Annotated in this window: 20 protein-coding genes; 10 read left to right on the forward strand and 10 right to left on the reverse strand. The window is 69.1% G+C overall.

What is annotated here, in order from left to right; all coding sequences use genetic code 11:
• Positions 1-8: 8 nt before the first annotated feature.
• The 4 genes from solA to DMH03_RS40160 are packed head-to-tail and all read right to left on the reverse strand — an operon-like array spanning position 9 to position 3,742.
• Entirely contained in the window at positions 9-1,151 is a 1,143-nt protein-coding gene (gene solA, locus DMH03_RS40145; RefSeq protein ID WP_125797233.1) for an N-methyl-L-tryptophan oxidase, read from the reverse strand.
• Positions 1,144-2,205: an LLM class flavin-dependent oxidoreductase gene (locus DMH03_RS40150; protein WP_125797234.1), complete on the reverse strand. Its 1,062-nt coding sequence runs from the start codon at positions 2,203-2,205 to the stop codon at positions 1,144-1,146. Before DMH03_RS40150 ends, solA begins: the two co-directional genes overlap by 8 nt.
• 30 nt (positions 2,206-2,235) lie before the next feature.
• Positions 2,236-2,433: a 4-oxalocrotonate tautomerase family protein gene (locus tag DMH03_RS40155; protein ID WP_125797235.1), complete on the reverse strand. Its 198-nt coding sequence runs from the start codon at positions 2,431-2,433 to the stop codon at positions 2,236-2,238.
• 37 nt (positions 2,434-2,470) lie between these two features.
• Positions 2,471-3,742 carry a DegT/DnrJ/EryC1/StrS family aminotransferase gene (locus DMH03_RS40160; RefSeq protein ID WP_370311037.1) on the reverse strand — a complete coding sequence of 424 codons (1,272 nt, stop codon included), beginning with the start codon at positions 3,740-3,742 and terminating at the stop codon, positions 2,471-2,473.
• A gap of 272 nt (positions 3,743-4,014) precedes the next feature.
• Between DMH03_RS40160 and DMH03_RS40165 the strand changes: the two genes are divergently transcribed.
• Positions 4,015-5,010, forward strand: a complete 996-nt coding sequence (locus DMH03_RS40165) for an ABC transporter substrate-binding protein (RefSeq protein ID WP_125797237.1) — start codon at positions 4,015-4,017, stop codon at positions 5,008-5,010.
• 8 nt (positions 5,011-5,018) lie between these two features.
• Here DMH03_RS40165 and DMH03_RS40170 read toward each other — a convergent pair whose 3' ends face one another.
• The 3 genes from DMH03_RS40170 to DMH03_RS40180 are packed head-to-tail and all read right to left on the reverse strand — an operon-like array spanning position 5,019 to position 8,298.
• Entirely contained in the window at positions 5,019-6,683 is a 1,665-nt protein-coding gene (locus DMH03_RS40170) for an MFS transporter (RefSeq protein WP_125797238.1), read from the reverse strand.
• Positions 6,680-6,886: a hypothetical protein gene (locus DMH03_RS40175; RefSeq protein WP_125797239.1), complete on the reverse strand. Its 207-nt coding sequence runs from the start codon at positions 6,884-6,886 to the stop codon at positions 6,680-6,682. The genes DMH03_RS40170 and DMH03_RS40175 overlap by 4 nt, the downstream gene beginning before the upstream one ends.
• Positions 6,883-8,298 (reverse strand): amidase, encoded by a 1,416-nt coding sequence (locus DMH03_RS40180; RefSeq protein ID WP_370311039.1) that lies wholly within the window; start codon positions 8,296-8,298, stop codon positions 6,883-6,885. Before DMH03_RS40180 ends, DMH03_RS40175 begins: the two co-directional genes overlap by 4 nt.
• Before the next feature lie 317 nt (positions 8,299-8,615).
• On the opposite strand from DMH03_RS40180, the gene DMH03_RS40185 reads away from it, so the two are divergent.
• The 5 genes from DMH03_RS40185 (at position 8,616) to asnB (ending at position 13,658) form a co-directional block, all read left to right on the forward strand.
• Complete coding sequence (locus tag DMH03_RS40185) at positions 8,616-9,641, forward strand: pyridoxal-phosphate dependent enzyme (RefSeq protein WP_125797241.1); 1,026 nt, start codon at positions 8,616-8,618, stop codon at positions 9,639-9,641.
• A gap of 1 nt (position 9,642) precedes the next feature.
• Positions 9,643-10,236, forward strand: a complete 594-nt coding sequence (epsC, locus tag DMH03_RS40190) for a serine O-acetyltransferase EpsC (RefSeq protein ID WP_125797242.1) — start codon at positions 9,643-9,645, stop codon at positions 10,234-10,236.
• Positions 10,193-10,771: a cupin domain-containing protein gene (locus DMH03_RS40195; protein WP_125797243.1), complete on the forward strand. Its 579-nt coding sequence runs from the start codon at positions 10,193-10,195 to the stop codon at positions 10,769-10,771. The genes epsC and DMH03_RS40195 overlap by 44 nt, the downstream gene beginning before the upstream one ends.
• Positions 10,772-11,181: 410 nt before the next feature.
• Positions 11,182-11,793: a DsbA family protein gene (locus DMH03_RS40200; RefSeq protein WP_125797244.1), complete on the forward strand. Its 612-nt coding sequence runs from the start codon at positions 11,182-11,184 to the stop codon at positions 11,791-11,793.
• Between the two features lie 23 nt (positions 11,794-11,816).
• The gene (gene asnB / locus DMH03_RS40205) at positions 11,817-13,658 is read left to right on the forward strand and encodes an asparagine synthase (glutamine-hydrolyzing) (RefSeq protein WP_125797245.1); all 1,842 of its coding nucleotides are present in this window, start codon (positions 11,817-11,819) and stop codon (positions 13,656-13,658) included.
• Positions 13,659-13,672: 14 nt separating this feature from the next.
• Here asnB and DMH03_RS40210 read toward each other — a convergent pair whose 3' ends face one another.
• The 3 genes from DMH03_RS40210 to DMH03_RS40220 all read right to left on the reverse strand — a co-directional run bounded on the left by DMH03_RS40210 (position 13,673) and on the right by DMH03_RS40220 (position 15,700).
• Positions 13,673-14,404, reverse strand: coding sequence for a FadR/GntR family transcriptional regulator (locus tag DMH03_RS40210; RefSeq protein WP_125797246.1), 732 nt, complete (start codon positions 14,402-14,404; stop codon positions 13,673-13,675).
• Positions 14,405-14,534: 130 nt separating this feature from the next.
• On the reverse strand, positions 14,535-15,275 hold the full coding sequence (locus DMH03_RS40215) for a metal-dependent transcriptional regulator (protein WP_125797247.1): 741 nt from the start codon (positions 15,273-15,275) through the stop codon (positions 14,535-14,537).
• 35 nt (positions 15,276-15,310) lie between these two features.
• Complete coding sequence (locus tag DMH03_RS40220; RefSeq protein WP_125797248.1) at positions 15,311-15,700, reverse strand: MerR family transcriptional regulator; 390 nt, start codon at positions 15,698-15,700, stop codon at positions 15,311-15,313.
• Between the two features lie 68 nt (positions 15,701-15,768).
• On the opposite strand from DMH03_RS40220, the gene DMH03_RS40225 reads away from it, so the two are divergent.
• The 4 genes from DMH03_RS40225 (at position 15,769) to DMH03_RS40240 (ending at position 23,719) form a co-directional block, all read left to right on the forward strand.
• The gene (locus tag DMH03_RS40225) at positions 15,769-18,330 is read left to right on the forward strand and encodes a PEP/pyruvate-binding domain-containing protein (RefSeq protein WP_125797249.1); all 2,562 of its coding nucleotides are present in this window, start codon (positions 15,769-15,771) and stop codon (positions 18,328-18,330) included.
• Complete coding sequence (locus DMH03_RS40230) at positions 18,327-18,998, forward strand: tyrosine-protein phosphatase (RefSeq protein WP_125797250.1); 672 nt, start codon at positions 18,327-18,329, stop codon at positions 18,996-18,998. Before DMH03_RS40225 ends, DMH03_RS40230 begins: the two co-directional genes overlap by 4 nt.
• Positions 18,999-19,133: 135 nt before the next feature.
• On the forward strand, positions 19,134-21,425 hold the full coding sequence (locus DMH03_RS40235) for a glycoside hydrolase family 95-like protein (protein WP_125797251.1): 2,292 nt from the start codon (positions 19,134-19,136) through the stop codon (positions 21,423-21,425).
• Positions 21,426-21,427: 2 nt separating this feature from the next.
• A complete protein-coding gene (locus DMH03_RS40240; protein ID WP_125797252.1) occupies positions 21,428-23,719 on the forward strand; it encodes a glycoside hydrolase family 95-like protein in 2,292 nt (763 codons plus the stop codon).
• Positions 23,720-23,727: the final 8 nt, after the last annotated feature.

Below are 23,727 nucleotides of genomic sequence, written 5' to 3' on the forward strand. Positions count from 1 at the left end.
TGCTCGCGTCAGCAGAATCGCTTGACGTCCATGAACGAGAAGTCGATCCGCGGTTCGTGGCCGGTGGCCAGATCCGCGAGCAGTTCGCCGATCCCGGTGGCGTGTTTGAACCCGTGCGCGTTGTCGCCGCCCGCGACGATCACGTTCGGCGCTTCGGGCAGCGAGCCGAGCACGAACTGCCCGTCCGGGGTGAGCGTCAGCATGCACACCGCCACCCGTGAGGGTTCCGGACGCAGACCGGGCAGATGACCGGCGAGCACTTCGCGCAACCCCGTCCAGTCGGCCGGGGTCACCGAACGGTCGGTGTCCAGCGGATCGAACGGGACCGCGGTGGCGCCGAACTGCTCCAGGCCGAGTTTGACGTCGTACGGCGGATCCGCGCCGCAGCCCCACAGCACCGTGCCGCCGTCGAGTTCCCGCATGAACACGGGGAACTCCGCCAGCCGGAAACGGTCGGCGTCGCCGTCGGGTTCGAACCAGGTGACCGGCATCCGCACCACTCGGAGCTCCGGCAAGGGGGTCATGGACGGCAGCCACGACCCGGTCGCCACCACCACGCGCCGCGCCAGCCAGGTCCGTCCCGGACTGTGCACGAGGACGCCGTCGTCGATGGAGTAGATCCCGGTGACCTCGGTCCCGGTCAAGACCTGTGCCCCAGCGGTTTCCGCCGCGTCGAGCGCGGCCCGGATCGACTCCTCCGGCCGCAGCAGCCCGGCGGACGGCTCCCAGACGCCGATGTCGTCCGCGGCCAGCGCGGTGTGCTGGGGGAACCGTTCGGCGAGTTGCGCGCGGCCGAGCGGTTCGACCTCGATGCCGTGTTCGTTCGCGGCGGCCAGCGTTCCGCCCGCCACCGCCGAATCCGGCGCGCCGATCAGGAGCCCGCCGTACCGGTGCAGCAACGGTTTCCCGGCCTGGCGCCCGAGCAGGTCCCACAGTTCGCCGGATCTGCGTGCCAACGGCACCAGCCCGGGGTGTTCCAGACAGGTGATCCGGAACATCCGGCTGCCGCCGTGCGACGCGCCGAGCGAGTGGCCGCGGCCGTGGCGTTCGACGCCGATCGCCCGGACACCCCGGCTCGCGAGCTGCCACAGGGCCATCGAGCCCCAAGCGCCCAGCCCGACCACGACGACGTCGGCGTCCGGCTCAGGCATCGAAGCGGGGGACCACGCCGGAGGTGAACAGGTCGAGCGCGCGGACGGCGTGCTCGTGCTCGAGATAGCCAGGGTTCAGCTGCACGCTGACCGAAAGGTCGCTGCCGAAGTTCGCCGCGATCCAGCCGATCTGCCCGGCGACGTCGTCCGGCGTTCCGGCGAGAACCTTGTTCTCTGCCAAGGACTTCTCGAAGTCGTACGCGCGGACCTTCTCGATGAGCTTCTCGTAGCCCTGGTACGCGCCCGACGTGGTCGACGCCCACGAGGCGATCGCGCCGCTCATCTGCTCGATGTAGTTGTTCTCGAACTTCTCGCCCCAGGCCAGCGCGGTCGCCCGGTCCTCGGCGAGATAACAGGTGTACTTGATCTGGATCCGGCCGTCCTCGGGGCGCCGTCCCGAAGCCGCCCACGCGGTGCGGTAGCCCTCGATCATCTCGGTCAGCGTCTCCTGGCTGACGATCGACGGGACCACCTGGAGGTGGTGGCCGGCGGCGCCCGCCGCGGCGCACGACTCCGGATTCGAGGCGGAGGCGACGAAGAACGGCGGATACGGCTGCTGCACCGGCCGGGGCAACAGCGTCACCGGGCCGAAGCTGTGGAACTCGCCCTCGATCTTGACGTCCACTTCGGACAGAAGACGGCGGCAGGCATCGACGCCTTCGTCGAAGCGGCGACGGCTTTCGTCCATCGGGACGCCGAACCAGTCGAACTCGTCCGGCAGGAAGCCGCGGCCGAATCCGGCGTCCAGCCGTCCGCCGGAAAGGTTGTCCAGCATGGCGAGTTTGCCCGCCAGCTTGAGCGGGTGGAGGAACGCGGGGATCACCGCGCCGGTCGTGATCCGGATCCGTTCGGTCCGCGCCGCGATCGCGGCGAGCAGCGTGATCGGGTCGGGACTGTAGCCACCGTAAGGGGATCCGTGGTGCTCGACGGTCTGGACGTGTTCGAGTCCCGCTCGATCGGCCCGTTCGGACAGATCGATGACTTCGCGGTAGTAGTCACCCGCCGTTTTGCGGTCGGGGGAGAAGACGGGGAAGAAGTTCAAGCCGAATTTCACCAGTACTCCAGCTGTTCGGAAGGGCGCCGGTCAGGAAGGCCTTGGTGCGGCGGGTTTTCCGCCGAGGCCCCAGCGGTGTGCGGGCACCGGGTCCAGTACCACCCACACGTGTTCACGGATGTCTTCGCCGTAGGTCCCGACCACCGCGTCGGTGATCGCGGCGATCAGTTTCGGCTCGGTCTCTTCGGTGAGGCGGTTTTCCAGGATCTGGACATGGATGTAGGGCATGACGGAACTCGCTCCGATCTTTTCGGGCGGGATCAGGTCAGCTGTGGCTGAGTACGGCTCGCCTGCCGAAGACCTCGTTGAGGCTGCTTCGGAGCGCGGAGCACAGGAGCGCGACCTGGGTGTCGGTCAGATTGGGGTGACACGGGAGGTTCATGTGCTCGGAGAACCAGAGCCGTTCCGCTGTCGGGCATTCTCCGGGGCCATGCCCGCGGGACTGCCATTCCGGCGTGAGGTGCAAGGGGAAGTACCGCAATTGGATCTCGACGCCGCGGCGATCGAGCGCGCGTACGAGCGCGTGGCGGACGTCATCGCCTTCGGTGACGAAGAATGTGTAGAGGTGGTACGAATGTTCGTCGCCCGGATCGACGAGCGGCAGCCGGATCTGCGGGTATCCGCCGAGCACCGCGTCGAGTTTGGCCGCGATCTCGCGCCGCCTTCGCACCAGTGACGGCAGCTTCCGCAGCTGTACGGTGCCGACGGCGCAGGCGACTTCGGAAAGCGTCGCGTTCGTTCCCGCGCCGTGGATCCCGGCGACCGATTCCCGGTACACCGCTTCGGAGAATTTCATCCATGGCAGGGTTTCCGGCGGGGAACCGAGGATCCCGCTGACCGGGCCGGCGACCATGTCGACCTCGTTCGACCGGATCCGGTCCACCCGGACGGCCCAGTCGTCGCGGTCGAAGGTGATCATTCCGCCCTCACCGAGGGTGGTGATGTTCTTGGAGGAATGGAAACTGAACGTGCCGATGTCGCCGAGGGAGCCGGGCCGCCGTCCGCGATAGGCCGATCCGAGCGCGTGCGCGCAGTCTTCGAGCACCAGTACGTCGTGCCGGGCCGCGATCGCGCAGATCTTCGCCATGTCGGCCGGATTACCGCCGTAGTGCACCAGGATGATCGCCCTGGTCCGCGGGGTGATCAGCGCCTCGAGCCTGCGGGGATCGAGGTTGAGCGTTTCGGGATCGATGTCACAGAACCGGACGATCGCCGGTGAATCCAGCAGTGGCTGGATCGACGCCTGGAACGTCTGGGTGGTCGCGATCACCTCGTCGCCTGGCCGCAGGTCGAGCAGCCGGATGGCGATCTCCAGCGCGACCGTGCCGCTGGTCACCGACAACGCGTAACGAGAGCCGGTGTAGGCGGCGAACTGGGCTTCGAACCGGTCTCGCCAGGGCCCCGCCGTCAACGCGAGGTCGTTCTGCAGAACCGTTCTGAGTACTGCGAAATCTTCTTCGTCGACAACGGATCCCCGTCGTGCGGACGGAATCTGATATCGGGGCTTGGTACTTTCGGCGGCCTCGTTCACTTGCACCCCCAAGTGCGTGGATGACGAACGTCGAAAACATGCAGCCGCCGAAGCCCGGAACCCGACCGTCGCTGCATCGGCTCGAACAGTGAGCCTTTCGCAAGGGAAGCACGCCCGATTGCGGGCAGGATTCAACCTAACAGCAGACGTATGACTAGCGCAACAACCGATGTTTTGGCAGCCTTACCTAAGTAGGTCGCGCCTACCCGTCGCCTCGGTGCCGCGTCGGTGTGATCCGGGAAACTTCCGTTCGGTGTCCGACTTCGTGGAGTGCGCAGATGCAGCTGATGGACCTATCCGGCAGGCCTGGCCGCCGTCTCTTCCTGGCGGGTGCGGCCGGTTTCGTGCTCGCCGGATGTACGCCCGGAAGGGCGGGGGACACCGCCCCAACGGGCGGGTTTTCGGTGACGCTGGACGGAAAACTCGGTCCCACGGTGCTGGATCGCTTGCCCTCCAGGGTGATCGCTCTCGGTTTCGGGCAGGACGCCGACGCCGCCGTGGCTCTCGGCGTCATCCCGGTGGCCATGCAGGAGGGAACGTCGACGCCGGACCGGATCCAGCCGTGGATCGCGCCGCTGCTCGGGCCTGCCCGTCCCGAACTGGTGCGAACGGGGCCGGACCGCCCACTGGAACACTTCGCCGCCCTGCGGCCGGACCTGTTCCTCGCCGCCGGCGACTACTACCTCGAAACCGGTTACCGGCGGCTCGCCGAGATCGCGCCCGTGCTCGGCTACGTCGCCGGTCCGAACCTCGATCCGTGGCAGGAGACCACCCGGCGGATCGGCCGGGCGCTCGGCAAGGACTCCGCGGCGGAACAGCTGATCAGCGGCACGCTGGGCAAGATCGCGGCGGCGAGGGACACCGCGGGACTCGAGGGGAGGACGTTCAGCTGTAGCTCCGTGAGCGGCGGGGGACAGGTGTACACCAAGAACACACCCGAGGACGTGCTGGCGGTTTCGTTGGCGCAGTTCGGTTTGCGCCTGTCGGAGACGGTCACCCAGTTGCGCTCCACGACGACGAAGGGCGTCGCGGCGGTCGGCCCGGAGCGGCTCGACCTGCTCGACGCGGACATCATGCTGGTCAGTTACGAATCGGCCCAGCAGCGGCAGACATTCGAAGCCGAGCCGCTTTTCGCGCGGCTCCCCGCCGTACGCCGGGGTTCCTATTTCGCGATCGATAAGGCCGAAGCGCAGGCGCTGGCGTTCCCGTCCGCGCTCGCCCTCGCGTACACCGCCGAGCGGATCGTGCCGCGGCTCGCCGCGGCGGCACGATGACGCGCGGTTCACGACCCCACCTGTCCGACGACGACGTCGTGCCGCACCGGCGTGTCGTCGGCCATGATCCGGCCGATCGACGGCTGATGGCTGGGCGCGGTACAGATGACCAGATGCGGGCCCGGAGCCGTCGGCGCCGCGTGATACCAGCCGGTCTCGTCGGTGACGGTGCGGACGACGCGGCCACCGTCCGGATTCACCAGCAGCGCCACCGCGCCGGGCACCGGGTCGCCGTCGAGTCCCCGGACCCGGCCGGTGGCGGCCGCGAGCCGTTCCGCGGTTCGCGGCGGCAGGACGAGCATGCCGGCCACCGCCGCGGCCGCCACACAGCCCGCCGAAACGGCGAACGCGAAGGCGTACCCGTGCGCGAGTCCTTCCTGCATCGAAGACCCGCTCGCGGCGGCCGCGGCGATCGTGGTCAGCACGGCCAAACCGATCGCGCCACTGGTCTGCCGCACGGTGTTGAGCACGGCGGCGGCCACCCCGCCCGAGGTGGCGGGCACGCCGCTGGTCGCCGCCACCGTCAACGGGGTGAACGCCGACGCGGTCCCGAAACCGAACACCACACTCGGCAGCACGATCATCGCCACGGACGAACCGCCGGTGCCGAGTGAGGCCGCCACCCCGGCGAGACCGGCCGCCCCGAGGACGCAGCCCAGCGCCGCCGCGCGACGGGCACCGAGCCGGATGGTGAGCGGACCGGCGGCCTTGGCGCCAGCGAACATCGCCAGGCCGGCCGGCAGGAAACCGAGCCCGGCGGCGAGCGGACCGGCGCCGTGCACGTACTGCAGGACGAACGAGATCAGCACCGGAGCACCGAAGAAACCCAGGCCCAGCAGGAACATCACCAGATTCGCGCCGCGGACCGCCCGATGCCGGAACAAGCTCAACGGCACCAGCGGGGCCGCCGCCCAGCGCCCCTGGTGCAGCAGGAACAGCCCGCACAGCACGATTCCCGCGATCAGCGGACCGGAGACCTCCGGTGCGCTCCAGCCCACGGTCTCCGACTCCATCACCGCGTACACGACGCCGGTCAGCCCGGCCGTCGCCAGGACGGCGCCGACGACGTCCAGCCGGTACGCCGATCCGGACCGGGAACCGCCGGGCAGCAGGGCCAAAGTGCCGGCGACCGCGACTAAGCCCAAGGGCACGTTGACGAAGAACACCCAACGCCAGCCCGCGAACTCGGTCAGGAGGCCGCCGGTCAGCGGACCGGACGCGGCGCCGACGGCACCGATCGCGCTCCACGTGCTCAGCGCGCGGGCACGCCTCGGCCCCGCCGGGAAGGTGTCGGTCAGCAGGGACAACGTCGCGGGCATCAGCAGCGCGCCGCCGACGCCCTGCCCGGCGCGCGCGGCCAGCAGGAGCGCCGGATCCGCGGCCAGCCCGGCGAGAAGGCTCGCCCCCGCGAACAGGCCCATCCCGGCCAGCAGCACCCGGCGCCGTCCGAAGACGTCCGCGCATCGGCCGCCGAGCAGCAGGCAGCCCGCGAACGCGAGCGTGTACGCGTTGACCACCCACGGCAGCGTCGCGGCGGAGAAGCCGAGATCGGCGCGGATCCTTGGCAGGGCGACCGAGACGATCGTGGCGTCCAGCACCACCACGAACGACCCGAGACAGGCCAGCGCGAGCACCAGGTGGTCGCGGCGGCGGGCGGGAGAAGACGTGCTCATGAAACCTTTCCTGTTCCTACTGCTTCTTCATCACCCGTCCGGAAGCCGAGGACGGGCAGCGCGTGACGAGCCGCGGGGAGGTCGTACAGCGCGTCGATCGCCGCTCGCTGCCAGGAATAGCGCGCGGCCAGCCCGGCGATCTCGGGTTCGGTGGCGGGCAGGGTCGCGGCCGCGAGCAGTACGCGGATCTCCGGTTCGCTCATGACGGCTCCGGCGGGGTCCGCAGATGCCAGCCGGTGGCCGACTGGAACGCGTCGCCTGCCTCCAGCAGTTCCGTTTCGCCGCGCACCGGCCCGGCCAACTGCAGCGAAAGCGGCAGCCCGTCGGCGGTGAACCCCATGGGCAGCGCCAAAACGGGATTGGCGAGCCCGTTCCAGTACGGCGTGTGGATGACGCCGAAGAGTTCTTCGTTCTCCGGTAGCCCGGCGGGGGAGAGCAGCGACTCGAACCGGGGCGCGCCGACGGACGCCGTCGGGCAGGCGACGAGGTCCACTTCGGTGAAGAGTCCGTCGACCGCCCGCTGCGCGACCCGCCGCACGCGCTGGGCCTGGACGTAGTCGGCGCCGGTGACGAGCGCGCCGGTGGCCAGGAGTCCGCGTGTCCCGCGGCTGAAGTCGAGCCACCGATGGCACAGCTCCGCGCGGTGGTGGGCCAGCGCTTCACTGGCGACGGTCACCTGAACGGCCGTCACCAGTTCCGCCGGATACGGCAGCGTGATCCGGCTCAGCCGCGCGCCGAGTCCGGCCAGCACCGCGAGCGCGTCGGCGAAGACGCCGTCCAACGCGGGATCGCGGCCGGGCGGGAAGTGGTGGTCGCGGACGACGCCGATCCGCAGCCCGGTGAGATCGCCGCGGAATTCGGGGCGCCGCACCGGCCCGGTCGCGGAATCGGGATCGGCCGGATCCGGCCCGGCGAGCATTTCGAGCACCGCCGCGCAATCCCGTACGGAACGGGCCAGCGGGCCGATCCGGTCGAGGCTGTAGCCCAGCGGCACACAGCCGGTTCTCGGCACCCGGCCGTATCCGGGCATCAGGCCGGTGACCCCGCAGAACGCCGCGGGCACCCGGATGCTGCCCGCGGTGTCCGAGCCGATCCCGGCGAGGAACATCCCGGTCGCGACGCCGATTCCGGCGCCGGAACTCGAACCTCCCGCCCAGCGTCCGGTCCGCCACGGATTGCGGGGGATCGGGAAGGGGTGCTCCTGTTCCGGCATCCCGCAGGCGAACTCCATCGTGGTCGTCTTGCCGGTGAGCACCGCGCCCGCCGCCTTGAGCCGGGTGGCGACCGTCGCGTCCGTTCCCGCCAGCCAGCCGCGGTCGTGCACGAGGCTCTGCGCCGTCGTCGCGGCTTCGGCGGTGGCGATGATGTCCTTGACGCCGATCGGGATCCCGTGCAGTGGCCCGCGGTCCAGTCCGGCGGCGAGTTCGGCGTCCGCCCGTCTCGCCGCCGCGAACGCGGTCTCGTCGAGGCGGGTCAAATAGGCGCCGTAGACCGCGTCACCGCGATCCGCGGCGGCCATCGCCGCCTCGGTCAGGCCGATGCTCGTGAGCGTGCCGTCCCGCAGGGCCGCCGCCGTGGCGGTGAGGGTGCGCGGGCGCAGGGACGTGGTGCCGATGTCCGCCTCCGATCCATCAGGTGTGGTTAGCCTAACCTTGGACCCTCAACCCGGGTTGAGGTCAACTCGGGCGAAGCGGACCACCCGTTAGTGCCGCCCATCGGGCAAGCGGATGACTGAACGTCTGATGTTCGACAGAGCAGGTGTTTACTTGCTAGCCTGAACCAGGTTCCGCGCGCGGCCCTATCCGCGCGGACCACCGGTACGAGCGTTTTTCCGCCACCGGAGAATCCGGATCCGCCGAGGGGGATCCGCACCCGAACACCACGCCGCGCTGATCGTCGCGCTGCTCGAGTGGCGCCTGGGGAAGGACTCGCATGACCGACACCGCTCAGCCAGAGATCGCTCTCACTGTGGAAGAACCACTCGCCGCGGCACCGGATCAGGCGGTCGCGCTGACCCGGCATCCCGGGTTGCGGGAGTTCGCCGGACGGCTCGGCGACACCCCGCTGGTCGAGGTCCCCGGCCTGCCGGGCGGGGCGAAAGTGCTGGCGAAGTACGAATTCGCCAATCCGTTCGGTTCGGTGAAGGACCGCACCGCGTTCGCGCTGGTCTGCCGGGCGATCGCCGCGCACACCGGGCCGGAGCCGCTGAAACTGCTGGACGCCTCGGCCGGGAACATGGCCCGCGCGCTCGCCGGACTCGGTGAACTGGCGGGGATCCCGACCCGGCTCGTGGTCCCGTCCGTCATCCCGCCGAGCCTGCTGACCGCGATGGAGAAGACGGGCGCGGAGATCGAACTCGCCGACGCGGCGGGCGGTCTGCTCGGGATGATCAAGGTGTGCGAGAAGATCGCCGCCGACGACCCCTCACTCACCCCGCTCGTGCAACACCGGAACATGGCCAACGTCGCGGCCCACGAATTCGGTACCGGCAAAGAGATCCTGGACCAGCTCGGGGAGCACCGGCCCGCCGCCTGGGTCAGTGCGATCGGGACCGGCGGCACCCTGGCCGGCGTCCACCGTGCGCTGCGCACGCGGTGGCCGGACATCGTGGTCGCCGGGGTCACGCCCTCGGAAATGCCGTACGGCACCGAGCGGGCACCGCATTCCGAGCCCCGCTTCGCCGGGGCGGGCGGGTTCGGCAACGGGCTGCGTCAGCCGTTCGTCGACACCCAGCTCCCCGAGGCGGAACAACTGCACGTCACCTACGCCGAATCCCTGCGGGGAATGGTGGACTACCGGAAACTCACCGGCACCTCGATCGGCGCCTCCGCCGCGGCCGCGTGGCTGAGCGCGAAGAAGGTCGCCGAACGGTTCGGGCCAGAACAGGTCGTCGTGACCCTGTTCGCCGACGCCGGTCCCGAGGAGGATTGGGTCAAGGCCGAGCAGACGGCCGGATGACATGCGGCGGTCCCTCATCCGGTTGCGTGAGGATCTCGCGACCACAATGGACAAAGACCCGTCGGTGACCTCCCGCCTGGAGGCGCTCTGTCATCCCGCGCTGCCCGCGGTCTGGAGTCACCGGATCGCGCACCGGCTGCATCGCGGCGGCCACCGGATCCTCGCCCGGCTGCTGTCGAACGCGGCGAAAGTCCTGACCGGGGTGGAAATCCATCCCGGTGCCCGGATCGGCAGGCGCTTCTTCATCGACCACGGGAACGGTGTCGTGATCGGCGAAACCGCCGTCATCGGCGACGACGTGACCCTCTATCAACAGGTGACGCTGGGCGCCATCGGCTTCTGGCGTGACAACGCCAGGGCCGAGGGCGAGGCCCGGCATCCGCGTATCGGCGACCGGGTGGTCGTCGGCGCCAAAGCGACGGTGCTCGGCCCCGTGACCATCGGGGACGGCGTCGTGGTTCCCGCACACAGCCTCGTGCTCACCACCATCGAATCCGGAAGCAACGGGAAAACCCCAGTGATCGACCGACGTTCGAAGATCGGAGACGGGAATGTCCAGCGACCTCATGGCCAGTATCCGGTTCAGCGAGAATGACCTCCGCGCCCGGGTCGCCAGGTTCACCGACCTGGCCGGAACGGACGGCGGCGCCCCGGACACGGTGCTCGCGGGTTGTGCACGCGTGATGTTCAACGTGATCGGTTTCCGGCCGCCGGAGCGCAACGGCGCCGACGACGACCAGGTGATCTCCCCGATCGGCGCGAAGAGTTCGGGGAACGCGCCGATCGACATCGCCGAGGGCTTCAACCTCGCCTACATCAAGGCAACGCCGGGAAACGGCACGATCCTGCACAACCACGACACGAACGAGACGTTCATCCCCTTGAGCGGCACCTGGCGGTTCCGCTGCAACGACGAGGACGACCTGTACGTCGACCTCGGTCCGTTCGACGTGATCTCCCTGCCCGCCGGGCTCCAGCGCCGGTTCACGAACCTGGCGGCCGCTCCCGGGACGGAAGAGAGCCTGATGATCGTCATCGTGGCGGGAGACCGCCCGAAGTCGGTCATCTACCCGGAAGTACTGCAGGCCGCGCGGACCGAAGGCGCGTACACCCCGGCCACCTTCGCCTAGACGACGGTGGCTCTCGCCGAACCCGTGGTCGAGGTGCGCGTCGCGAAAGCCACTTTGGCGGACCTGTATTTGCCTGCCCACTGGATACTGATGCGGGTGAGCGGGGAAGATTCCGGACGTTCAACGTCCGGAATCTTCCCCGCTCGGCGAACCCCCTTCGACGATGGAGGAATTGGGACACTCAACGTCCCGAATCCTCCACACTCGAACGTGCCGCCGCTGACGCTTCACCTTCGCCCTGGTCAAGTATGGGCAAGCAAATACCGGTCCGCGTTCGCGACGCTTGGTGTCCCGAAAGTGGCTTTCGCGACACCGCCGCCCCACGGCCACGACCACCCCGGCCGGCACGTCCCGCCAGTCCGGTCTCCAAATCACGCGAACCCACCTTGTCTCCAGAAACGAGGACAGCGATGACCGAGTCCCCCGTCCGGGCCGACCTGTGGTTCGACCCGATCTGCCCGTGGGCGTGGCAGACCTCGCGGTGGCTGCTCGAAGCGGCCGAAGTACGCGAGATCGACCTGCGCTTCCACCTGATGAGCCTCGCCGTGCTGAACGAAGGCCACCAGTTGCCCGAAAAGTACGAAGTGATGATGCGCGAAGGCTGGTACCTCTCGCGGGTCATCGCGGCCGCCGCCCGTGACCACGGCGAGAAGGCCGTCGAACCCCTGTACACCGAGATGGGCACCCGCATCCATCCCGGCGGGAACGAGGACTACCGCGAGGTCACCGGTCTGGCCCTCGAAGCTGCCGGGCTCCCGGCCGGACTGGCAAGCGCCGGAACGGACACGACACTCGACGCCACGATCCGCACGAGCCACGACGAGGCGATGACCGCGATCGGGCCCGACCTCGGCACGCCGGTCGTGCGGATCGACGGCGGCGCCTGTTTCGGCCCGGTGCTCGCCGAGGTCCCGCGTGGCGAGGCCGCGGGCCGGATCTTCGACGGCGTCCGGGCACTCACCGGATTCGAGTATTTCTTCGAGCTGAAGCGGACGCGGACCGCGGAACCCGTTTTCGGCTGACACCACGGTTACTGGGAGGCGAAATGTGCGGAATCACCGGCTGGGTGTCGTTCGAGGACGACCTGCGGAGCCAGCGCCCGATCCTCGACGCGATGACGGCCACGATGTCCTGCCGCGGTCCGGACGCCGGAGGTGCCTGGCTGGACCGCCATGCCGCGCTCGGGCACCGCAGGCTCGCGGTGATCGACCTGCCCGGCGGTGTGCAGCCGATGTCGGCGGGCACCCCGGCCGGTGACGTGGCGCTGGTCTACAGCGGTGAGGTCTACAACTACACCGAGCTCCGGAAGGAACTGCGGGACAAGGGGCATCGGTTCCACACCGACAGCGACACCGAAGTGGTTCTGCGCGGTTACCTGGAATGGGAAGAGGGGGTCGCGGAACGGCTGAACGGCATGTACGCCTTCGCCGTCTGGGACTCCCGCACCGCGAAGCTGGTGCTGATCCGGGATCGCATGGGCGTGAAGCCCCTTTACTACCAGGCGACTTCCGGCGGCGTGCTGTTCGGTTCCGAGCCGAAGGCGATCCTGGCGAACCCGCGGGCGCCGCGTGTCGTGGACGCGGACGGTCTCCGCGAACTGGTCGCCTTCACGAAGAAACCCGGCTGGTCGCTGTGGAAGGACATGCACGAGGTCGAGCCGGGGACGATCGTCACCGTCGACGACCGCGGGATCCGTTCGCACACCTACTGGCGGCTGCGGACGGTTCAGCACACCGACGATCAGGACGCGACGGTGGCGCGGGTCGGCGAGCTGATGACCGACATCGTGCACCGCCAGCTGGTCTCCGACGTGCCGAGGTGCGTCCTGCTCTCGGGCGGGCTGGATTCGAGCGCGGTCACCGGGATCGCGGCCTCGCGGCTCGCGGAGTCAGGGGAGCCGCTGCGCACGTTCTCGGTCGATTACGCCGGACAGGAGGAGAACTTCCGCCCGGACGAGATGCGCGACGCGCCGGATTCGCCGTTCATCCGCGACGTCGTCGATCTCGTCGGCTCGGTGCACGAGAACGTCATGCTGGATCCCGCCGAGCTCACCGATCCCGACGTGCGCCGGGCCTGCGTCGCCGCGCGGGACATGCCGTCCGGGCTCGGCGACGTCGACCTCTCGCTCTATCTGTTGTTCAAGGCCATCCGGCAGCAGTCCACAGTGGCCTTGTCGGGGGAGGCGGCGGACGAGGTGTTCGGCGGCTACCGATGGTTCTTCGAAGAGGAGTCCCGGACCACCGACATGTTCCCGTGGCTGGTGTTCCGCAACGCGGTCACCAGTGATCGGGAGAACCTGCTCCGCCGTGACGTCCGCGAGGCGCTCGACGTGCCGGCCTACGCCGCCGACGAGTACGCCGCCGCGGTCGCGGAGGTCGAGCAACTGCCGGGGGACGACGCCCTCGAACAACGGATGCGCGTGATCTGCCACCAGAACCTGACCCGGTGGGTCCGGGTGCTGCTCGACCGGAAGGACCGGATGTCGATGGCGGTGGGGCTGGAGGTCCGGGTCCCGTTCTGCGATCACCGGCTCGTCGAGTACGTCTACAACACTCCGTGGGCGTTCAAGACCTTCGACGGCAGGGAGAAGAGCCTGTTGCGGCAGGCGACGAAGCATCTTCTGCCGACTTCGGTCGCCGAGCGGCTGAAGAGCCCGTATCCGTCCACACAGGACATCGGATACGCGGTCGCGCTTCAGTCACAGGCGAAACAGGTGCTCGCGGACCTCGATTCACCGGTTTTCCAGCTGGTGAACCGGGATTGGGTGTACGACGCCGTCCAGGCCGACGCGGCGACGTTGTCCGGCCAGACGCGGCACGGTCTGGACCGCGTGCTGGATCTCTTCCACTGGTTCGATCTGTACCGGCCGGCCATCCGTCTCGGTTGACCGGCCCGGTTCGCTCAACGGCGCTTCGGCGTGCTTTTCCTTTTGCGGGAAGCGGTTTTGTTCTGTGCCTTGGTCAGCACCGCGACGGCGGCGTCGATGATCACCGCGACGGCCCGTTCGGCGCGGTCGGCGTCGCCGTCGGTGATGGCCTCGGCGAGGGTGTCGTGATCCGGGAAGTCGATGTGCTCGCGGCGCAGCTCGGCCATCACCGTCGCCACCCCGCTGCTCAGCGCGTAGCTGAGGCCCTCCCACAGTTCGATCAGGACCGCGTTGTGCGTGGCGGAGATGATCGCCGCGTGGAATTCGTTGTCCGCGGCGAGGAAAGCGTCCTCGTCCCCGGCGTCACGTGCTTCGTGCTGGGCGGCGAGTGCGGCGGTGATCCGGGCGAGGTCTTCGGCGTTCCTGCGTTCCGCCGCCGTCCTGGCGGCCTGGCGCTCGATGCTGTTGCGGACTTCGAGTACTTCGAGGACGTTCGCGGCGCGGGTTCGCCGCAGCAGGGCCGCGGACAGCCCGTGCCGTGCTCTGACGTAGGTGCCGTCGCCGCGGCGCGGCTCCAACAGCCCGGCGTGCTCAAGGGCGCGGACGGCTTCGCGGACCGTGCTGCGCCCGACCCCGAGTTGCTCGACCAGCTCCTGTTCCGGCGGGATACGGGAGCCGACCGGCCATTCGCCGGTCTCGATCAGTTCCTCGAACTGGTCGACCACAGTGGACGAGAGTCTCGCTGTACTGGCCGCTCGAAGTGGCATGGCGGTCTCCCTCCTTCGGCCCCCGGATGTGGACATCAGATCGGCAGATCATATGACATCTTACTGCCTTGCCCCGGCGGAACACGCACGCCTGTTCGAAAAACGAGAGGCAAGGCGCGAAAGAACAATGTCAGCGACCGGCAACGCAGCGGATGCGTGCCGGAACCGCGGAATTCGGCGCGGCGGGATCGCAGACGATCATCCTCGACGCCTGATTTCGTTCGAGGATCACGGTCGCGGTGGCCGTCCGCGCTTCGAACCGCCGCCCGTCGGCCGGGGTGAGCGTCATTCGCGCTCCCGGGGTGAGGCCCGCGGCCAGAAGCGTTCCGAGGAACGCGGAATCGTCCTGGATCCGTTCACTGATCCGGTGCAGCCGGACCTCTTGCCGTCCGGCGTGGGTGGCCGGCCGCATTCCCGGCGGCGCCGGCACCGGGGGAAGGCCGGACAGGCCGAGAAAGGCCAAGCCGGGAATCGGCCCGCCGTACGGGCTGAACCGCGGCCCGCCGCAGAGTTCGAAGATCCGGCGCGCGGCGGCGTCGGACATCACGTGTTCCCAGCGGCAGGCCTCGTCGTGCAGCCGGACCCAGTCCAGCCCGATCACCCGATAGAGGAGTGTTTCCGCGAGGCGGTGCTTGCACATCACCCGCACCGCGATCCGCCGTCCCTCCGGCGAAAGCTCCAGCCGCCGGTCCTCGGCGACCAGGAGGAGGCCGTCGCGCTGGAGGCGGGCCACGGTCTGGCTGACCGTCGGCGGGCTCTGCTCGAGCCGGTCCGCGATCCGGGCGCGCAACGGGACGACACCGTCCTCTTCCAGCTCGTAGGCTGCTTTGAGGTACATCTCGGTGGTGTCGATCAGGCCACGGGCGGTCATACTCCGGAAGCCTGCCCCCTCAACCCGGCTTGAGGTCAAGCGCCCGGCAGCTCCACTGTGGACCGGAACTCCGGACAGCGTTCCAGCGTGTTTTCGGGGCAGCGAAGCAGATGGTGCAGATAGGTCCGCGCGGTGGCGAGCTTTTCCAGCTGGGACTCCAAAGCTTCGATACGGGCCGAGACGGTGTCCCGCCAGTCGTGCGTGGCGGTGCGCCCGGCGAGCACGGTCGCGATCTCGTCGAGGCTGAGCTGGCCGGTGTCCCGCCACAGCCGGATCAGGGCGATCCGGTAGAGCTGGTCGGTGTCGTAGTAACGCCAGCCGGATCGCCGGTGCGGCTTGATCAGTCCGCGGCGTTCCCAGTAGTGCAGGGTCGAAACCGGAAGGTCGAACCGGTCGGCGACTTCTCTGATCGATGCGGATTCCATGACATCATTTGAACTCAACCCAGGTTGAGGATGCAAGCTTAGGCTAAGCAAACACCCTCTGGGAGGTAATGAAAGTGATTCTCGAGCTCGCCGAAGCGGGAGGAAGCCCGCGCGACCTCGTCGGTGGCAAGGCGGCGAACCTCGCGGAAATGACTTCGGCGGGTTTTCCCGTGCCGGAGGGTTTCTGCGTCACGACCGCCGCGTACCGGCACGTGCTCTCCGACGGCGAGGGGCCGCGGTTGCTCGGCGAGCTGACGAGGGTGCCGTCCGGCGACGAGGGACGGCTGGCCGAACTGGCGGACCGGTTGCGGTCCCACGTCCTGACCGTCCCGATCCCGGCCCGGCTCGAAAGCGGGATCGTCGAGGCGTACGAACGGCTTTCGCGAGGCGAGCCGGCGGCGGTCGCGGTGCGGTCTTCGTCGACGGCCGAGGATCTGCCGGACGCCAGTTTCGCCGGGCAGTACGACACCTTCCTCGACATCCAGGGCTCCGGCGAGGTGCTCGCGGCGGTGCGCCGATGCTGGGCCTCGCTCTGGTCGGAGCGGGCGACCAGGTATCGGGCGGCACACGGCACCGATCGCGGACCCGCCATCGCGGTGATCGTGCAGCGCCTCGTCGACGCCGAATGCGCCGGCGTGCTGTACACGGCGAATCCGGTGTCGGGCAAACGTTCCGAGATCATCGTCGACGCCGCTCCCGGCCTGGGTGAAGCGGTGGTCTCCGGCGCGGTGACCCCGGATCACTACCGGCTGACCGTCGACGGCGAATCCCTCGAAGGCCCGGACGACGGTTGCCTGACGCCGTCACGGCTCAGTGAACTCGCGGCCGTCGGCAGGCATCTGGAGAAGCACTTCGGCGCCCCGCAGGACGTCGAGTGGGCGTTCAACGGCGAGGGTGAGCTGTGGCTGACCCAGTCGCGGCACATCACCACGCTGTTCCCCGTCCCGGAGAGCGACGAACCGCGCGCGTACTGGTCGGTCAACGTCTACCAGGGGATCAGCCGGCCCTTCACGCCGATGGGCGCGTCCATGATCCGCGAACGTCAGCGCGGGATGGCGGCGTACATGAGCGCGCTCGGCTTCTCCGACGAGATCACCGACGTGGACGGGTGGCTGTACTGGGACATCACCGACGGCGTGCGGAGCCCGGCGAAGCGGCCGAAGATGGCGGCGTTCGTGGACAGTCTCGCCGCGCCTTCGGGTCGGCTCGTAGAGCAGCTCGGCCGTGATCGCCGGTTCCCCTCGGTGGCGTCCGGTTCGGAGGAGGACGTCCCGCCGAAGAAACGGCGTCGCCGCTGGGAACGGATGATCCCCGCGTGGCTGTGGCCGGATCAGGCCCGTGCCAAGGTCGTCCGCGACGCCGAACGGCGGATCGCCGCCTTCACCGGGCCCGCCGAGGCGACGGCGGAAGAACGGCTGTCCTTTGTGGAATCCGTGCGGCGTGACGTTTGCCGGATCGAGGCGAACCTCCCTCGCGACGCCAACACCGCGGGCGGGACGGGCGGGCAGCTGGCCGGGCAGTTGCTGCGCGGTCACGTGAGCGACGCCGAGGTGGCCACCGTTTTCCGGGGTATCCCGCACAATCCGACCACCGAGATGGATCTGGCGTTGTGGCGGGCGGCGGCCGCGATCCGGCGCGACGACGAGGCCTTCCGGCTGTTGCTGGAGACCGCGCCCGACGAACTGGCCGCCAAACACCTCGCCGGGACCCTGCCGGAGGCGATCCAGCACGGCGTCGCCGCGTTCCTGGCCGAATACGGCTGCCGCGCGACCTCGGAGATCGACTTCGGCGTGCCTCGCTGGACCGATGACCCCGAGCCGGTTTTCGCGATGCTCTCGAACCTGCTTCGCGCGGAAGGGGAGGAGCAGGATCCGGAAACCCGCTTCGAGCAGGCGGCCGCGGCGGCCGAAGCGCGGATCGTCGAGCTCACCCGGCGGCTTCCGGTGACCAAGCTGCACCGGGCGCTGCTCGCGCGGTTCCTGCTCCGGCGGTCGCGGCGGTTGCGCGGCCTGCGTGAGTTCCCCAAGTTCTGCCTCATGCGCGGTTTCGCCGCCCTCCGGACACAACTGCTCCTCGTCGGCGAGGAGATCGTGCGGGCGGAGCGGCTGGAGCGGGCCGGCGACGTGATGTTCCTCGACCTCGCCGAAGTCCGCGAAGCCTTGGACAGCAGGGACTTCCGCGCGACCGCCGCACGGCGCAGGGAGATCTGGGAGCGGGAATCGCGGCGGCCCCGCGTTCCGTCGGTCGTGCTTTCCGACGGCACCGCGCCCGCCCTCGAATCCACTTCGGACGGTGGCGACCTCGCCGGGCTGGCGGCGGCGGCAGGGGTGGCGACCGGCCGGGCGCGGGTGATCCACGATCCGGACGGGGCCCGGATCGAACCGGGCGAGATCCTCGTCGCCGCGACGACGGATCCCGGGTGGACGCCGCTGTTCCTGACGGCCGCCGCGCTGGTGACCGAAACGGGCGGGATGATCTCCCACGGCACCACCGTGGCCAGGGAACACGGGATCCCGGCTGTGGTCGGCGTTCCGGGCGCAACGACGCGGATCGTCACCGGTCAGGTGATCACCGTCGACGGTTCCGCCGGGACCATCACCTTCGGCGAGACGGCGGAGGATTCCCGGTGACCGCGGTGGCATCCGCGCTCACCGGCGCGTTCAACTTCCGCGACACCGGTGGCGGGCCGATCCGGCGGGGGAGACTGTTCCGCAGCGACACCTTGCAGGCGCTGACCGGAACCGACAAGGAACTCCTGCTCGGCCGGTTCGGTATCGAGGGCGTCCTCGATCTCCGCTCCAGTGCCGAGACGGTCAGCGAGGGCCGGGCGGAGTTACCCGGTGTCCGCTATGTGAACGTGCCGTTGAAGACCGTCCAAAGCGGACGGTCGAGCGCGCTGGAGGAGATTTACGTCGATCATCTCCGGCACGACGAGAACCTGCCGATCGCCATGGAGATCCTGGCGGTCCTGCTGGCCCGTCCCGTCGTGGTGCACTGCGCGTCGGGCAAGGACAGGACCGGCGTCGTCACGGCCCTCGCGCTCGGGCTCGCCGGGGCGCCGCGCGAGCTGATCGTCCAGGACTACCTGCGCAGCGCGTACAGCCTTCCCCGCGTGATCGAGCGGTTCCGCCCGCTCGGCTTGCCGGAGGAACTGTTCCGGTGCACGGAGAGCACGATCAACGCCTTGCTGGACAGCGTCGAGGACGACTTCGGCGGGTTCGCCTGCTGGGCCCGGCAGCGTGGCGTGTCCGACGCGGCCGTCCGGACACTGAAGGCTCGCTTGCTCAACAACGGGTGAATTGTCCGACGAGACATCGGATGTCTGTACGGCTACGTGAGTGAAGGGGATGGCCAAACCCCCACTATTTCTGGAAACATGCCGGTCGCCAGGACCTGATCTGCGGTAAACGTAGTATGAATCTGGAGGCGACCCATGGCCGAGCTGTCCAGGCGATCGATGCTGAGGGTCGCGGCGGGAGCGGCGGCGCTCGGTGGGCTTTGGGCCCAAGGGGCGCACCCGGCACTCGCCGGGCAGGACGTCCATCGCCGGATCGTCGACGACGCACGCATGGTCTGGAAGCGCATGCCGCGGAACTGGCAGGAGGGTCCGTTCCTCGCCAACGGCTTCCTCGGCGTGCAGTTCTACGCGGGGGCGCAGCCGAACGTCCTCAAGGTGATGCTCAGCCACTCCCAGGTCCAGGACCAGCGCGGACAGTGGGAAGCGGGCATCGGGTACTCGCGGCTGCCGATCGGCTACCTCACCCTCGCCTTCGAGGGCGCGATCACGGCGGTGGACTGGCATCTCGACCTGTACAACGCCGAACTCGGCGGCACGATCACCACCACCAGGGGTTCGGTGCGGTTCTCCGCGCTGGTCCACAACGACCAGGACCTCCTCCTCGTCTCGCTCACCGGGGAGGCGGCCGCGGACTGGGGGTTCACGCCGCTGAAGTCGGCGACGACCAGGACGATCCGCAAACCACCCGATTACACGGCCAATCCCGATCCGAAGCTCGCCACCGCGGGCGCGGTCCGGTACTGCGAGCAGCCACTCCACGCGGGCGGCGGGTACACGACAGCGTGGTGTGAGCGGACCGTCGGCACGCGGCGGCTCCTGGCGGCGACGATCGCGTACGGGTTCCCCGAGCCGACCCACACCGCCGAGGCGATCAGGAGGGTCCACCGGGCGTCGGCGGTGAACCCCGACGCGCTCGTCGCCGGTCATCGGCGCTGGTGGAACGCCTTCTACCGGCGCAGTTTCGTGTCCGTGCCGGACAAACGTGTCCAGCGGTTCTACTGGATCCAGCTGTACAAGACCGCTTGCGCCACCCGCGCGAATGGCCCCGTCGTCGCCGAATGGGGACCGTGGTTCCCGGAGGTGGGCAACAGCTGGACGGCGGTGTGGTGGAACCTCAACGTCCAGGTCACGTACCCGATCGTCAACAGCAGCAACCATCCCGAACTCGACGCCGTCACCGCCACCTTCCGCCGCGATCACGCGAACCTCGAACTCTCGGTGCCGCCCGCGTACCGGGACGGCGAGACGTACGCGCTTTCGCATCCGGGGGACTGGCGGCTGCGGCCCGGCGGCACGCGTGCGGTCGGGATTCCCGGCCCGGCCACGAAGAACGACCAGACCGGCAACCTGATCTGGGGCCTGCACAACGTCTGGCTGGCGTATCGGCACAGCATGGACGTCCGCATCCTGCGCGAAGTCCTGTACCCGACGCTCGCCAAGGCTCTCAACTACTACCGCCACTTCCTCGCCGCCGGCCCGGACGGCGCCCTGCACCTGCCGATGACCAGGTCACCCGAGTACGCGGACGCGGCCGACTGCACGTACGACCTGTCGCTGATCCGCTGGGCGGCGCGCACCCTAGTCGAATCGGCGGCCAAGCTGCGGATCGACGACCCGCGGGTGCCGGCGTGGCGGGAGATCGGCGAGAAACTGGTGCCGTACCACCAGGATCCCGCCCAAGGCGTGCTGATCGGCGACGGTGTCCCACTCGCCGAGTCGCACCGGCACTTCTCGCATCTGCTCTGGCTCTATCCGCTGCGGGAGAAGCTCTGGGACCGTCCCGGTGACCGGGACATCATGCGCCGCACCTTCGCGCATTGGGCCGGCGCGCAGGAGAAATGGCACGGCTACAGCTTCGCGGCCGCGTCGTCGATGAGTTCCGTGATGGACGCGCCAGAGGAAGCGTTGCGCTACCTGAAGATCTTCCTGGACGGGACCGTCGTTGCCAACACCCAGCTGACGCCGAACACGATGTACCGCGAAGGCGCGAACCTCGCGATCGAGAGTCCCATCACCGCCGCGCAGTCCGTTGTGGACATGCTGCTGCAAGGCGATCACGGCGTCCTCAAGGTCTTCCCGTCGGTTTCGTCGGCGTGGCCGGAGGCGTCGTTCGAAAGCCTGCGCGCGGAGGGTGCCTTCCTCGTGGACGCCTCCCGGCGGAACGGCGCGACCGAATGGCTCCGCGTCCACAGCGAAGCGGGCGAGCCGCTCACTCTCCAGCACGGGATCCCGGGAGACATCGACGTCCGTGATGCCCGTGGACGGCGGCTTCCTTGGCGGGCCGCGGGTCCGGGCACGATCTCGATCGCGCTCGCCCGCGGCGGGACGGCCGTCGTCACCCGGCGCGGCACGCGTCCGGCATCGGAGCCCCGCGACGTGCCCGGCGACCGCGAAACTCCGGCATGGGGACTCGACCAGGAGGTCTGAGGATGGACATCACTCGCAGGACGATGCTCGGCGGTGCACTGGCGGGCGTGGCGGCTGCCGGGTTCGCGCCGTCCGCGTCGGCGGTGGAGAACGACTTCGCGCTCGGCGGGCTCGACTGGCCCGGCTTCCTCGGTACGGCCGACCTGCTCTGGCGCCGGATACCGAAGACCTGGTACGAGGGCCCGTTCCTGGGCAACGGTTTCCTCGGCTCGGGCATTTACGCCGAACCGGGCCGCAACGCCGTCCGGTTCAACGTCCAGCACAGCGAAGTGCAGGACCACCGGCCGGAATTCGGTTCCCTGTTCGGGCTCGCGCGGCTGCCGATCGGCTACTTCACCCTCGAACCGGTCGGCGCCATCACCGGGATCGACTGGCGGATGGACCTCTGGAACGCCGAACTCAGAGGCACGATCACCACGTCCGCGGGAAGCCTCTCGCTGCGCGCGATCGTCCACACCGGACAGTCGCTGCTGGTCGTCGAGATCGAGCCGACCGAGGGCGAGCGCGGCTTCGAGTGGACCTTCCACCCGGCCGAAGCGGTGAGCCCGAGAACGGATCCGAAGTTCGGGAAGCCGCCGCCCGCCGGGTACGTCGCCAACCCGCCCGCGAGTCTGGAAACGAGTGGTGACACCCACCTTTCGGTGCAGAGCCTGCTGGCGGGTGGCGAACATGTGACGGCGTGGCGCGAGGTCGCCCGGGGATCGAAGCGCACGCTGTACACGTCCGTGGCGTGGTCGTATCCGAAAAGGACGGCCGCGCGAGAAGCACTGAAGACGGTCCGCCGGGCCGAGCCGTTCTCCACGTTGACGGCGGAACACCGACGCTGGTGGCACGACTACTACCGGCACGGTTTCCTGTCCATTCCGGACACCCGGCTCCAGGCCTTCTACTGGATCCAGCTGTACAAGATCGCCTCCGCCGCGCGTCGGGAAGCACCGGTGATGGCGACCTGCGGGCCGTGGCTCGAACCGACCCCGTGGCCCGCGACGTGGTGGAACCTCAACGTCCAGCTGGAGTACTGGCTCATCCACGGGTCCAACCACCTCGAACTGGACGCCGTCAGCCACGCGCTCGGCAAGTACCGGTCGAACCTGACGAGTCAGGTCGCCGAGCCGTACCAGCACGATTCGGCGGGCATCCCGCGCACGACCGACATGACCCTGCTCAACGGCGCCGCCGGGACGAACGCCGGGTTCCCCGTCGGCGTTCCCGGCAAGGAGACGCCGACGCCGGAGGTCGGCAATCTCACCTGGGCACTGCACAACGTCTGGTTGTCCTACCGGCACACGATGGACCGGCGCCTCCTGCGGGACACCCTGTTCCCGCTGCTGCGCAAGGCGATCAACTACTACCTCCACTTCCTGGCGCCCGGGCCGGACGGGAAGCTGCACCTGCCCGCGACGTTCTCCCCGGAGTACGGCGTCAACGCGCCCGACTGCACCTACGACCTCGCGCTGATCCGCTGGGGCTGCCGGACGTTGCTGGACTCGGCGGCGGAACTGCGGATCGACGATCCGCTCGCGCGAAGGTGGCGGGAAGTCCTGGCCACGCTGGTCCCATATCCGGCCGACGCCAACGGCTACATGATCGGCGCCGGGGTGCCGTTCGCGAAATCGCATCGGCACTACTCGCATCTGCTGCAGATCTACCCGCTGTACGAGATCACCTGGGAGCGGCCGGAGCACCGGCGGATCATCGAGACCTCACTAGACCACTGGGTGGGCTTCGAGGGCGCGTTGCAGGGCTACACGTTCACCGGCGCCGCGTCGATGTCGGCGCAGATGCTGCGCGGTGAGAAGGCGGAGTTCTACCTCGGCGAACTGCAGCGCCGCTACATCCAGCCGAACACGATGTACAAGGAATCCGGTCCGGTCATCGAGACGCCGCTCTCGGCGGCGCAGTCGCTGCACGACATGCTCGTGCAGAGCTGGGGCGGGGTCATCCGGCTGTTCCCGGCCGTGCCCGCGAAATGGGCGGATGCCGCGCTGTGCGACTTCCGCACGGAGGGCGCGTTCCTGGTCAGCGCCTCACGGCAAGCCGGCAAGACGCGGTGGATCAAGATCACCAGCGAGGCCGGGGCGCCGTGTGTGCTCCGGACGGACCTTGGCGGGGAGCTGACCGTCCGGGACCGGTGGGGGAGGCCGAAACGCTGGCGGCGGCTGCCGAACGGGGACGTCCGGATCGACCTGCGGCGTGGGGAGGAGGCCGTCGTGCACCGCGCGGGCGATCGGCCGGACTTCGAGATCCGGCCGGTTCCGGCGAACGGGAACAGCTCGCCATGGGGGATGCCGTGACGCCGTGA

Origin of the sequence: Amycolatopsis sp. WAC 01376 (genome assembly GCF_003947415.1) — a bacterium.
Classification (GTDB): domain Bacteria; phylum Actinomycetota; class Actinomycetes; order Mycobacteriales; family Pseudonocardiaceae; genus Amycolatopsis.